Here is an 11,873-nt window from a genome sequence, read left to right on the forward strand (position 1 = left end):
AACGAGAAAGGAAGTGCGACATGAAGAGGCTCGAATCCGTTGTGGGAAAAGTAGCGGGTGCGCGGGAGGCGGTCGATCGGCGCACACGCGCGTGGTGCGCCGCGGTGCGCTCGCGCTTGGTGGACACGCGCGGCCAGGGGACGACCGAGTACGCCATTCTCGTCGGGGTGCTCGTGGTCATTGCCATCATCGCCATCACCCTGTTCCGGCCAAAGCTGCAAGAGCTCTGGGACGCCATCGCCTCGGGAATAAACAGCCTTTAGGGAACGAGTGCGGTCAGGGCACGGTGGAGTACGCCATCGTCACGGTGGCTTTCCTATGCGTGATTGTTGCCGGGGCGGCGCTCTGGCGGGCCTTGTCCCAAGGGCTTTTCGTCGATCACGGGCTCGCCTCGGCGTCGCATCATCTCGCTGGGGCGGCCACGTGGATCGCCGATGTGCTCGTGTTTTAAGGAGGTGCGAGGCAATGGGGCGGATGGGTGCGAGGGCCCGCGATGCGCGCGGCCAGTCGACGGTGGAGGCCGCCGTGGCCCTGCCGGTGGTTTTCTTGCTCGTTCTTCTGCTCGTACAGCCGGGCATCGTGCTGTACGACCGCATGGTCATGGCCGGTGCGGCGGCCGAGGGCTGCCGGCTTCTGGCGACGAGCGACGGCGATGCGGCGACCTGCGAGGAGTACGTGCGCCGCCGCTTGGGGGCGATCCCGCCCCTCGACGTCTTCCATGTGCATGACTCCGGCTGCACATGGGAGGTGCGTTGCGAGGGCGGCGGTGCGGCGGATGTCGCGCGGGTGACCGTGCGGACGGAGGTGAGGCCGCTTCCCCTGCTGGATGGAGGGGCGACGCTGCTCGGGATGGTGAACGAGCGGGGCAACTTGGTGGTGGAGGTGACGGCGACGGCGCCGACGCGCGCCTCGTGGGCTCAGGAATCATTGAATGGCGCGAGCGTCAATGGAAAGGCAGGTGAATGGCGCCATGAAGGATAAGTCGATATTCCGCGACGAGGAGGGCTCGACGACGGCCGGCATGGCCGTGGCGCTGCTCGTCACTCTGTCGCTGCTGTTCTCAGCGGCTCAGGTGTACCGCATCCACGCCGCTGGTGCCGAGGTGCAGGAGGTGGCCGATGCCGCCGCATGCGCGGCCTTAAACCCCGTGGCCGAGTTCATGGTGGCCGTGCGCGTGGCCGATGCCGCCGTGCTGTCACTCACGCTTCTGGGTGACATTGCGTACGGGGCCGGCGTCGTCGCCCTGTGCGTCCCGCCGGCGGCGGAGTTGGGCAGCCAGCTCGTTTCGGCCGGTCAGAAAGTGATCAAGGCGCGCGACGCGTTCTCCCAGAAGGCCTGCGAGGGGCTGGAGGCGCTGCAGCGGGCGCTGCCGTTTCTCGCGGCGGCCAACGGTGCGGCGGTGGCGGCGGCCAATGGTGAGGGGAGCGGCTATGCGGCCATGGCCCTGCTGCTGCCCGGCGAGGGATCGTCTATTGCGTCAGGGGCGAGCGCGGTCGAGGAGTCCATGGAGGAGGCCGTGGAAGCGGGCAAGGGCGAGCTTGCCGAGGCGGCGTCCCGGGCCGAGGAGGCGGCGCGTGCCGCCGAGGAAGCCCGGGCTCGGGGTTTCGCCCGCGACTGCGGCGACAATCCGTCCTATTGCATGTACGAGCGCGCGGGGCGCCTCGCAGGGCTGAGCGGTGCCGATAACCCTCTGTTCGCCTCGGTGGACAGTTGGTCGTTCTCCGTGCCTCTCGAACGGGCGCGAGTCTATTACCGCGAGAGGCTGCTGAGCGAGCGTCCTGGCTCGGACTCTGCCGAGGAGCAGGCCCGCAGCGCCCTGCGCAAGCGATTCTACGCCTATGCCATAAGCGAGCTGCGCGAGGCCTTCGTCCACGAGACGGCCGACAGCTTCTCAGCGTCGTTCCCCCGCTTTCCGCGGAACATCGAGCAGATGCGGGCCACGCGGCTGTATACCGAGCCCGTCTATCCGGTGGCCGTCGATGGAGAGCTGCCGGTGATGCATGCCTGGGACGGCTGCCCGGAGGCGGGGCTCGTGGACTATTACGGGTCGGCCGAGGAGTGGGAGTCCGGTTCCTTCGAAACCTGCCCTGCCTGCAAGTTCACAGCGAGCGCCTTAGGATCGGTGGCCTCGGCCTCCACCTCCATTGACAACGGGTTCGAGTACCACTACGACGCCGTCGCCCAGGCTGCTGCCGACTACCAGAAGGCGAGAGCGGATGCTGAGCCGTTGAGTCGCGCGGCGAAGGGCAAGGCGGAGGGCCTTTTGAACGAGGTTCTGGCCGCGCTCGGTGATGCGGGCGCCTTCCGCATTAAAGCGGATCCTCCCGGAGCGGCGGGGTGCATCGCCTTCGTCGTCTCGACGGGAACGTCGGAGCCGACCGCCTTCGAGAGCGCTTTTGCGCCCTCGGGCACGCTGGGCACTCGGGCCGCGGTGTCGGCGGCGACGCTCATCCGGGACGAGGGCGAGGAGGCGTCGGTGATAGGCGACTTGCTCGACGATCTGTCGGGGTCGGGCTCTGCTCTCTCCGGCGTCGGCGGTTTGGTGCTGGACGGATGGGCCGGCGTCCTGGAGGCCTATAGCAGCGGCACCGAAGGGTTGAAAAACGGGGTGGAGGCCGTGCTTTCGGGCATACCGCTCGCCGGCTCGACGGGATTGGGAGAGTGGGCCGCCAATGGCCTTCGCGAAGGGCTCGAGGCGGTGGGCCTCGAGCCGGCCGACACGGCTCCCCTCAAGCCAGTTCTTGCCGGTACGGAAGCCGTGGCGCGCGCTGGCGGCGGCGACTGGTCAGCCCGGTACCTCTCTCTGCGCGAGCAGGCATTGGCGCGCCCCGAGGCCTCCAGCGATGCCCTCGGTTTGCTAGCGGAGCGGGTGAGCGACGAGGCCTATCAGCGCTTGGCCTCCCTGGAGATCACCCTTGCGGTTGTCGAGATTCCTCTGACAGGGGTCTCGGTTCCGTTGACGGTGACCCTCCCCGCCACCTTGGCCGAAGGAGCGACCGGACTTGTCGATGGCGCTTTCGCAGCCCTGCGCAACATCGTCGGCGCTCCGACGTATCTCGAGAGATGGGAGTGAGCTATGGACGTTCTGCGAAAGGAGCGCGGGGATGCGGGTCAGGCTACCGTCGAGCTGGCTGTCGTCCTTCCCGTGGCCATTGTGCTCGCCGTCATCGTCGTGAACGCGCTGTCGTTTTTCGAGGCATGCGCGGCTTTTGACCAGCTGGCCCGTCAAGCCATCTGCGCCTATGCTCCGTCGCCCGATGCGGGCCAGGGGCCGGCCGAGGTGGCCGCTCTTGTGGAAAGCGAGCTGGAGGGGGCTTTGGGTGCTTCCAACCTGGCAATCGAGGTAACGGTTCAGGGGCGGGCAGGCTCCTATCAGCGCTATTGCGGACGTCTCTCCTTTGCCCCTACGCTTTTCGGGCTGGGGCTTAAAGACGAGGTGTTCGGTGTCTCGCTTCCGAGGCTCGTCCACGAAGTCGATCTGACGGTGGACGCCTATCGGCCGGGGGTGCTGCTCTGATGGGTGCCGGGAAGACATGGCGCCGTCGATTCGGGTGTGCCCTCGCGCTTGTCCTGGCCCCCCTGCTCGCTCTGGCTTTGGGGCAACCGATGGGGGAGGCCATGCTGCCCGGGGCGCCAGGGGAGCTTGAGCCCGACGTCGGTCTGCGCGCGGCGTGGGAGGCCCCCAACTGGTTCGCCGAGGAAGTGGTTGATGTGGACGGTCGCGAGGAGCTGCGGGCCAACGACGACTGGTCGGTGGTCTCCTTCGTTGAGGAGGGGGACGGCCTGCCCGATCGCCTCGTTGGCGAGCTGGAGGGACGCGGGTGGGCACTGGTAGCCAGCGGCCAAGAAGGAGTATGGACGGGAGTCAAGGAAGGAGGGCGGTGCTCATGGCTCGCACTCAGCTGCACATGGGTGGGCGACGTGCTATGCGTGGTCCTTCAGGTAAATGCGCCGATGGGATGAGGGGAGACGCAAAAACGGCGTTTGCGCGCCTTTGCACGGTAAGGGATGGCGATCGGGCCCCGTTCGAGGGCCGATGGGTGGTAGCTTCAAGCCCGCTTCTGCGGTTGCGCGGATTGGCGGGACGCAGGCCGGATTCTACGGTCATGGTGTTCCCGCGCTGTCGCGATGTGCACACGCTGACGATGCGGCATCCTCTGGACGTTGCCTTTCTCGACAGGAGGGGCCGGGTGATAGCGGTTCATCGTCTCGTGCTGCCGGGGGCGCGCCTGCGTTGCGGTCGAGCCTGGGCGGTAGTGGAGCGCTTTGCCCGGCCGGGGCCCTGGTTCGTCCGAGGCGATGTGTGCCTGCTCCCCGATGCTCCGCGACGCAGAAAGCCGAGGGCGCCCGCTCTCGCAAGAACTCAGGCCGCTCCGGAAACGTCGGGCGGCAGAGGAGCGGTTAAGAACGAAACCAAGAGAAGGAGACATCGATGAAAATCTGCCCAGTTTGCGAGAGCACCCTGTTCGATGACATGGATACGTGCTTCGGGTGCCTGTACCGTTTCGGCAGCGATCCGGCTCTCGAGGCGGCCCGCTCTGCGAAGGCAGTGCCCTGGCCCGTAGATGGAGGGGAAGGGGAGTGCGCTGCCAGCAGAGGCGGCGAAGGCGGTTCTGCCGCCCCCACCGCCCAGGAGATGAGCGTTCCTGGCTGGCGTCTGCGCGTGCGCTCCGAGGGGCTTCAGCCCCGGGGGAGTTCGCTTACCATAGAGATCGAGCCCGTCTAGCGGGTCATCTCCTTGAAGAGACGATCGGCCTCGGCTGAGAGGTGCTCCTCGATGGCCAGGTAGGCATCGAGGAGGCGATTTCCGTCCTCGGTGAGCGTGGAGCCGTGAGCCCCGTCGCGCAGGAGGAGCTGCACGTCGAGCGTCTCCTCGGTGTCTTTGATGATGCGCCAGGCCTTGCTGTAGGCCATGCGCATGCCCTTGGCGGCCGCGTTGAGGGAGCCCATCTCGCGCACGCCCAGGCAGAGCTTGGCGATGCCCGGTCCGAAGGCGGACTTGTTCTCGGAAGAGGGGTTCGCCACGGTGAGGCGGACGGTGGTGGAGAGGTTCTTCAACTGGCCCATGATGGCATCGCTTCCGTTCCCGGGAGGCCTAGCGGGCGAGGAACGCCTCGGCGGCGTCCTCGATGGCCTCGACGTCGTTGTCGATAACTTCGGTGAATCGTACTTGCATTGTATCTAGGTTGGCAAGTCCGGCGGGGATGTGATGCTTGCCCGTTTCCTCGGCGATGAGCTTGTTCAGCTCGCAACCGGTGAGCGCGGCCACGTCCGCGGGCAGCTCGCCAGAAGGCTCGATGCCGTGAAGCGCCCGGTAGACGTTGTTGCCGAATTTTGCCCAGTGGGCCGTGGAGGCGATGAGGACGGGGTTCTCGCCGCGCAGGTTCTGAGCGGCGGCGTAGGCCACGGCGGTGTGGGGATCCAGCAGGTAGTCGTGGGCGTCGAGCACTTCGCGGATGGTGGCGAGACAGGTGGCGTTGTCCACGGAATCGGCGCTGAAGTTCTCCCGCACGCGGCGGAACGTCTCGGCGTCTACGCGGAAGCAACGGGCGTCGGCCAGATCGGCCATCCACTGGCGAATAGCCTCGCCATTGCGGCCCGTGAGCTCGAAGAGCTGGCGCTCGAGGTTGGAGGAGACGAGAATGTCCATCGAGGGAGAGGAGGTGAGAATGAACTCGCGGTCGGAGATGTCGTAGGTGCCGGTGTTGATGAAGTCGGTGAGCACGCGGTTGTCGTTGCTGGCGCACAGCAGCCGTTCGATGGGCACCCCGATTTGCTTGGCGTACCAAGCGGCCAGGATGTTGCCGAAGTTGCCCGTGGGAACGCACACGTCGATGGGGCATCCGGCTTCGATCTTGCCCGCCGCCACGAGTTCGGCATAGCTGGAGATGTAATAGACCACCTGAGGCAGCAGCCGCCCCCAGTTGATGGAGTTGGCGCTGGAAAGGGCGATGCGGTACTCGTCCAGCAACTTCTCGGCGAACTTCTCGTCGGCAAAGGCGTGCTTGACGCCGGTCTGGCAGTCGTCGAAATTGCCGCGCACGGCCCACACCTGCACGTTGTCTCCGGTGGTGGTGACCATCTGCTTGCGCTGGATGTCGCTCACGCCGCCATCGGGGAACAGCACCCCGATGGAAACGCCGTCTACGCCCTTGAAACCCTCCAGGGCGGCCTTGCCGGTGTCGCCGGAGGTGGCCACGAGGATCATGAACTCGTGATCGAGCGTCCCCTCCTCGCGCAGCTTCTCGGCGCTGGCCGAGAAGAAGTGGGGCAGGCACTGCAGGGCCATGTCCTTGAAGGCACTCGTCGGCCCGTGCCACAGCTCCAGGATGTGGGTGCTCTCGTCCAGTGAGGTAATAGGGCAGATGGCCTCATCGTCGAAATTGTCGCCATAGGCGCGGCCCATGAGCTCGTCGATGGCGTCGTCGGGCAGGTCGACGTTGAACGCCTTGTAGATGGCGGCCGCCCGCTGGGCGTAGGGGAGACGCGCCAGAGCGCAGATCTCGTCAAGGCTCAGCGTCGGCAGCTCTTCGGGAACGTAGAGACCGCCGCCTTGGGCCAGGCCGTTGATGACGGCTTGGGTGAAAGACACCGGCTCGCCGGCTGCTCCACGCGTGTCCACGTACAGGTTCTGGCCGAACGAGGCGGCCCGATCGATGCGTTGCGCCATGAATCATCCTTCTTCAAAGAGGTCAGATGGGATAAAGGATACCACGTCGCCCGCTCTTTGGAGGGGCGTTTCAGGCGGACTGTGCGAGTTTCGCGCTCACGTGACAAAGTATGAAAAAGCAAACTTTTAGGGTTTACATAGTCTAACTTTTGGCTACAATACAATGTTGCATGCAGCTAACATTGATTGGAGTCATCATGAGCAATGCGATGGTTATGGAGAGCGCCGTCTGCCGGGCCAGCAGCGCGGGCGCGTCGTGCCAGCCGATGCCGCTGACGTTCCTGCGTCGCGGCGATGCCGCTCAAGTTGTCCGCGTGCGGGGAAAGGGCGATGTGCACCATCATCTCGAGAACCTCGGGTTTGTCGAGGGAGCGAAGGTGTCCGTCGTTTCCGAGCAGGCAGGAAACTTCATCGTGGAGATCAAGGGCGCGAGTGTGGCGCTCGATAAATCGGTGGCCGCGAAGATCATCGTTTCATAAGAAGGCACGCCCGTCGCGCGCCCGCAAAGATGGGCGTCAAGAGGCGTTCGCGTCGTCGCGCGATCGCAATGACGGACGCCGCGGGGCGCCTGCGTTGTCGTGCCGACCCAATCAACCGGAATCGCCGAGAGGACAGAAAGGAAGAACATGGCTGAGGACAAGACCCTGCGCGATGTGCCCGTGGGGCAATCGGCGTCGGTGCGCCGCCTGGTGGGCGAGGGCGCCATCAAGCGCCGCATCATGGATATGGGCATCACCAAGGGCACCGATATCTACGTGCGCAAGGTGGCGCCTTTGGGAGACCCCATCGAGGTGACTGTCCGCGGGTTCGAGTTGTCGCTTCGCAAGGACGAGGCGCAAAACGTGCTCGTATCCTAGGGGAACCGCACCCCCCTGCGCCCGAGGGCGCATTTTTTCTCCCCTCTAGTTAGTTTTATCTAACTTCTGTCTTCGCCGCGGCGCGCATTGGGAGGCGCGAGAAGGGCCCGGCGAACAACGGTTTTTTTTGGAGAAGGAAAGGCTGATCATGGCTATCAACATTGCCCTTGCCGGCAACCCCAATTGCGGCAAGACGACCATGTTCAACGATCTGACCGGCGCGAACCAGTACGTGGGAAACTGGCCCGGCGTGACCGTTGAAAAGAAGGAGGGCCGCTACCGCGCCGATAAGGAGGTGGTCATCACCGATCTGCCCGGCGTGTACTCGCTCTCGCCCTACACCCCCGAGGAGATCGTCACCCGCGACTACCTCATGAGTGGCAAGCCGGACGCGGTCATCAATCTGGTGGACGCGACGAATCTCGAGCGCAACCTCTACCTCACCACCCAGATCATCGATCTGGGCATCCCCACCGTCGTGGCCCTCAACATGATGGATCTCGTGGAGAAAAACGGCGATAAGATCGACGTCGATGCCCTTGCCAAGCGCTTGGGCTGCCCGGTGGTGCCGACCTCGGCGCTCAAGGGCCGCGGCATGGAGGAGGTCGTGAAGGCCGCCATCGAGGCGGGCAAGAAGGGCGCCGCCCCTGCGACCACCCTGCGCTTCACCAACGAGGTGGAAGAGGCCTTAGCCCAGGTCATCGACGTGGCCGGCGCGGCCATCAAGGGCCGCCATGCTCGCTGGTACGCCATCAAACTCCTGGAAGGCGAGCAGCTCACCATCGACGCGCTGAACCTGCCGGCCGCCGCGCTCTCGAAGATCGCCGCCATCCGCGAGCGTCTGGAAGATGCGGAGGACGACGACGCCGAGTCCATCATCACCAACGAGCGTTACGACAATATCACGGAGGTCTGTGACGCCTGCGTGAGGAAGTCTCCGAAGACCATGACCACCACCCAGAAGATCGACCGCGTGGTCACCAACCGCATCCTGGGCATCCCGATCTTCATCGTCATCATGTTCCTCGTGTACTACATCTCGGTGTCCACCGTGGGCACCATCGTGACCGACTGGGCCAACGACGGCCTGTTCGGCGACGGCTGGCTCTACACCGGCACCGAACAGTACGAGGCCGCCGTCGAGGAGTTCGAGGGCATCCTCGAGACCGACGAGGGCGTGGCTGCCTTCGAGGCCGGCGGGTTGGAGGAGCCCGATCCGGCCGACTACGGCCTCTACCACGTGGGCGTGCCCGTCGTGGTGGGCGGCTGGCTTGAATCCATCGGCGCCGCTCCCTGGGTGCAGTCGCTCGTGCTGGACGGCATCATCGCCGGCGTGGGCGCCGTCATCGGCTTCATCCCGCAGCTGATCGTGCTGTTCATCCTGCTCGGCTTCTTGGAGGGCTGCGGATACATGGCCCGCGTCGCCTTCATCATGGACCGCGTGTTCCGCCGCTTCGGTCTGTCCGGCAAATCCTTCATCCCAATGCTCATTGCCTCCGGCTGCGGTGTGCCCGCGGTCATGGCCACCAAGACCATCGAGAACGAGAAGGACCGCCGTATGACCATCATGACGACGACCATGATCCCCTGCGGCGCCAAGCTGCCCATCATCGCGCTCGTCTTCGGCGCCCTGGCCGGCGGCGACTACGAGGCAACCTGGTGGGTCGCGCCCGTCTTCTACTTCCTGGGGCTGTTCGCCATCATCTTGTCCTGCATTATCCTGAAGAAGTTCCGCGCCTTCTCCGGCGAGGTCGCCCCCTTCATCATGGAGCTTCCCCAATACCATCTGCCCACGGTGAAGAACGTGCTGCTTTCCATGTGGGAGCGCGTGCGCAGCTACGTGGTGAAAGCCGGTACCATCATCTTCCTGTCCTCTATGGTCATCTGGTTCCTGCTGAACTTCGGCTTCTACGAGGGCTCCTTCGGCCTGCTCGACCCCGAGGTTGACGACTATATCCAGTACAGCCTCATGGCCGGCCTCGGCAACCTGCTCGCCTGGATCTTCGCGCCGCTCGGCTTCGGCAACTGGGAATCTACCGTCACCTCCATCACGGGTCTTGTGGCCAAGGAGAACGTCGTGGCCACCGTGGGCGTCATCACGAGCCTCGGCGAGGAAATCGGCGAGACCGACCCGTCGCTGTGGGCCTCGTTTGCCGCCATGCTCGGCGGCAGCTCGGCGGCCATCATGGCCTTCTGCGCCTTCAATCTTTTGTGCGCGCCGTGCTTCGCGGCCATCGGCACTATCCGTCGCCAGATGATGTCGGCGAAGTGGACCTGGGCCGCTATCGGCTACATGTGCGCCTTCGCCTGGTGCGTCGGTCTTATGATCTACCAGTTCGGCGGCCTGATCGCCGGCGAGATCACCTTCGGTCCGTTCACGGCCCTGGCTGTCGTGGTGGCCGCGGGCATGCTGTACCTGCTGTTCCGTCCGGCCGCCAAGCCCAAGGGTGCGGGCAAGCTTGAAACGGCGAGCAAGAACGCCTAAGTCGTAAGGAACTATCATGCAAGAGCTCAGCCTCAATTTCCCCACTGTCGTCATCCTTCTGGTCATCCTGGCCCTGGCGGTGCTCGCCATCCGGCGCATGACGCGCCGCGGCCTGTGCGACTGCGGCGACCACTGCGGCGATGGGGAAGGGGGCTGCGCCGGCTGCTCCCATTGCGCTTCGGCCGTTCGACCGATCGTTTCAAGCCGCATCAACGGCACGGGTGCCGGTGACGAGATGCCGCCGTGCTGCCAGGCGGCCGAGGCCATGGCCCAAGCCGCCGCCAAGGCCGTGGGGGATCAGGCGCCGCGCCGTCCGTAACCGTTTGGCGAAGACAATGTGAAAGAGGCTCGGAAGTTTCGGCTCCGAGCCTCTTTTTTCTTCGCGCGCCGTGCTATGATGATCTGACTTGTTCGATAAGGAGATTGCTGTGGTGAAAACGTCCATGTCCCACGAGGATTACCTCGAGGCCATCGTCATGCTGGGCGGCACGACCGACGCGCCCGTGCGCTCGGTGGATGTGGCCAACAAGCTGGGCGTTTCCAAAGCGTCGGTGAACAAGGCCATCTCCGCTCTGAAGGAGCAGGAGCTGGTCGTGCAACCGCACTACGGCGACATCACGCTGACCGAGGCGGGCTACGCCTACGGTCGGTCGGTGCTCGACCGCCATCGCATGCTCTTCGACTTTCTGACCAAGGCCTTGGGGATCGAACCCGAGGTGGCGGAAGTCGAGGCCTGCCAGATGGAACACGCCATCAGCGATGCCTCCTTCGAGAAATGGGGCGCGTTCGTCCGCAGCCTCGACTTGTGAACAAGGGGCGCCTCGGCGCCTGACCGATAATCTACCCGCTTTCGACTGACTACCCGCACCAGAAACGAACCCCGGCAGCGAAAGGACGAGCGAACTCCCGTGCCACGACAGGCGAATATCGTTTCCTTCGACACAGCGCGACGCGTTGCGTCGGATCGTCGTGCGCGCCAGACGCCGCCTGTGCGCGCCCATGCCGGCCGCTTCGCCGATGACCCGGATTTCGAGGTGCGCGTGTCCGGTCGAGCCGCAAGCGCCGGGCGCTCTTCGGCCCGGTCGTTCGCCGCGCCGGCGTCCGGTTCTCGCTACGCGCCCCTTTCCATGAGCGACGCCCACCGCGGGCCGGGCTCTTTGGAATCGCGCGGGGCCGCGCGCGCCGCAGATGTCGATGACGAGGAGCTGGAAGCCCCCTTGGGGCCCTTGGGCCGCCTGACCTCCCGGTTCGGCAAGAAGCGCCGCCAGCGCGCGAAAGAGCGGGCGGGTCGCGCCTACTATCGCCAGTACGAGGCCGGCAAGCCCTCGGACGCCTCCCAAGCCGGTCCGCGCGCCGCCGTGTACAAAGGCGAGATGGGCTCGTCGCACCGCCGTTCGTCTCGGATGCAGCAGAAGGAATCGGGCGCCTCTGGGCGCGTCAAGATGCCCGAGGCGAAAGCTCCTTTCTTTACTCGGGCGCCTTTCATCGTCACCTGCGCCACGGTTCTGTGCCTGGGGCTGGGGGCGGCTTTCCTCTACGGGCCGGCCCAGCAGCTCTACCAGGACATCCGCGAGCGAGACCGCCTCGCCGCCGAGTACGAGGCCGTCACGGAGCGCAACGCCGCCATTGAGGCGTCGGTGGATGCCCTTTCCACCGAGGCCGGCATCGAGGACGCGGCCCGCACGCAGCTCGGCTGGGTGCACGAGGGCGAGCACGCCGTGTCCGTGAGCGGGCTGGACGAAAAGGACGAGGCCTCCGAGTTCCGCGGCAACATCGTTTCCGAGGATATAACCGCCCCCGACACCTGGTACTCGGATCTCCTCGATCCCCTCTTCGGCGTGGAATAAGGTTGAACATCGAC

General features: G+C 65.3%; 16 protein-coding genes. 14 read left to right on the forward strand and 2 right to left on the reverse strand.

Annotated elements, in window-relative coordinates; genetic code table 11:
- Positions 1-20: 20 nt before the first annotated feature.
- The 8 genes from ACW4QM_RS04030 to ACW4QM_RS04065 all read left to right on the forward strand — a co-directional run bounded on the left by ACW4QM_RS04030 (position 21) and on the right by ACW4QM_RS04065 (position 4,726).
- The gene (locus ACW4QM_RS04030) at positions 21-263 is read left to right on the forward strand and encodes a class III signal peptide-containing protein (RefSeq protein WP_222705434.1); all 243 of its coding nucleotides are present in this window, start codon (positions 21-23) and stop codon (positions 261-263) included.
- A 23-nt stretch (positions 264-286) separates the two neighbouring features.
- The gene (locus ACW4QM_RS04035; protein ID WP_241520668.1) at positions 287-451 is read left to right on the forward strand and encodes a hypothetical protein; all 165 of its coding nucleotides are present in this window, start codon (positions 287-289) and stop codon (positions 449-451) included.
- A 14-nt stretch (positions 452-465) separates the two neighbouring features.
- Positions 466-981, forward strand: a complete 516-nt coding sequence (locus tag ACW4QM_RS04040; RefSeq protein ID WP_232325605.1) for a TadE/TadG family type IV pilus assembly protein — start codon at positions 466-468, stop codon at positions 979-981.
- Positions 971-3,073, forward strand: coding sequence for a molybdenum cofactor biosynthesis enzyme (locus tag ACW4QM_RS04045; protein ID WP_114539463.1), 2,103 nt, complete (start codon positions 971-973; stop codon positions 3,071-3,073). Before ACW4QM_RS04040 ends, ACW4QM_RS04045 begins: the two co-directional genes overlap by 11 nt.
- Positions 3,074-3,076: 3 nt before the next feature.
- The gene (locus ACW4QM_RS04050; RefSeq protein WP_455798211.1) at positions 3,077-3,517 is read left to right on the forward strand and encodes a hypothetical protein; all 441 of its coding nucleotides are present in this window, start codon (positions 3,077-3,079) and stop codon (positions 3,515-3,517) included.
- An 89-nt stretch (positions 3,518-3,606) separates the two neighbouring features.
- Positions 3,607-3,963, forward strand: coding sequence for a hypothetical protein (locus ACW4QM_RS04055; protein WP_418911742.1), 357 nt, complete (start codon positions 3,607-3,609; stop codon positions 3,961-3,963).
- Positions 3,960-4,436 (forward strand): DUF192 domain-containing protein, encoded by a 477-nt coding sequence (locus tag ACW4QM_RS04060; protein WP_084280629.1) that lies wholly within the window; start codon positions 3,960-3,962, stop codon positions 4,434-4,436. Before ACW4QM_RS04055 ends, ACW4QM_RS04060 begins: the two co-directional genes overlap by 4 nt.
- Positions 4,433-4,726, forward strand: a complete 294-nt coding sequence (locus ACW4QM_RS04065; protein ID WP_022740659.1) for a hypothetical protein — start codon at positions 4,433-4,435, stop codon at positions 4,724-4,726. The genes ACW4QM_RS04060 and ACW4QM_RS04065 overlap by 4 nt, the downstream gene beginning before the upstream one ends.
- Here the strand turns inward: ACW4QM_RS04065 and ACW4QM_RS04070 are convergent.
- Positions 4,723-5,067 (reverse strand): winged helix-turn-helix domain-containing protein, encoded by a 345-nt coding sequence (locus ACW4QM_RS04070; RefSeq protein ID WP_022740658.1) that lies wholly within the window; start codon positions 5,065-5,067, stop codon positions 4,723-4,725. The genes ACW4QM_RS04065 and ACW4QM_RS04070 overlap by 4 nt on opposite strands.
- Positions 5,068-5,095: 28 nt before the next feature.
- Complete coding sequence (thrC, locus tag ACW4QM_RS04075; RefSeq protein WP_114548844.1) at positions 5,096-6,670, reverse strand: threonine synthase; 1,575 nt, start codon at positions 6,668-6,670, stop codon at positions 5,096-5,098.
- 197 nt (positions 6,671-6,867) lie between these two features.
- Between thrC and ACW4QM_RS04080 the strand changes: the two genes are divergently transcribed.
- The 6 genes from ACW4QM_RS04080 (at position 6,868) to ACW4QM_RS04105 (ending at position 11,859) form a co-directional block, all read left to right on the forward strand.
- Complete coding sequence (locus ACW4QM_RS04080) at positions 6,868-7,149, forward strand: FeoA family protein (protein WP_225885503.1); 282 nt, start codon at positions 6,868-6,870, stop codon at positions 7,147-7,149.
- Positions 7,150-7,296: 147 nt separating this feature from the next.
- Positions 7,297-7,527 (forward strand): FeoA family protein, encoded by a 231-nt coding sequence (locus ACW4QM_RS04085; RefSeq protein WP_114548843.1) that lies wholly within the window; start codon positions 7,297-7,299, stop codon positions 7,525-7,527.
- Positions 7,528-7,675: 148 nt separating this feature from the next.
- On the forward strand, positions 7,676-10,012 hold the full coding sequence (feoB, locus tag ACW4QM_RS04090; protein WP_114548842.1) for a ferrous iron transporter B: 2,337 nt from the start codon (positions 7,676-7,678) through the stop codon (positions 10,010-10,012).
- Positions 10,013-10,028: 16 nt separating this feature from the next.
- A complete protein-coding gene (locus ACW4QM_RS04095) occupies positions 10,029-10,331 on the forward strand; it encodes a hypothetical protein (protein WP_114548841.1) in 303 nt (100 codons plus the stop codon).
- A gap of 109 nt (positions 10,332-10,440) precedes the next feature.
- Entirely contained in the window at positions 10,441-10,821 is a 381-nt protein-coding gene (locus ACW4QM_RS04100) for a metal-dependent transcriptional regulator (RefSeq protein ID WP_022740652.1), read from the forward strand.
- Positions 10,822-10,920: 99 nt separating this feature from the next.
- Positions 10,921-11,859 (forward strand): FtsB family cell division protein, encoded by a 939-nt coding sequence (locus ACW4QM_RS04105; protein ID WP_227070408.1) that lies wholly within the window; start codon positions 10,921-10,923, stop codon positions 11,857-11,859.
- The last annotated feature ends 14 nt before the right edge of the window (positions 11,860-11,873 follow it).

The sequence above is a fragment of the Adlercreutzia sp. CNCM I-6207 genome (assembly GCF_977072305.1).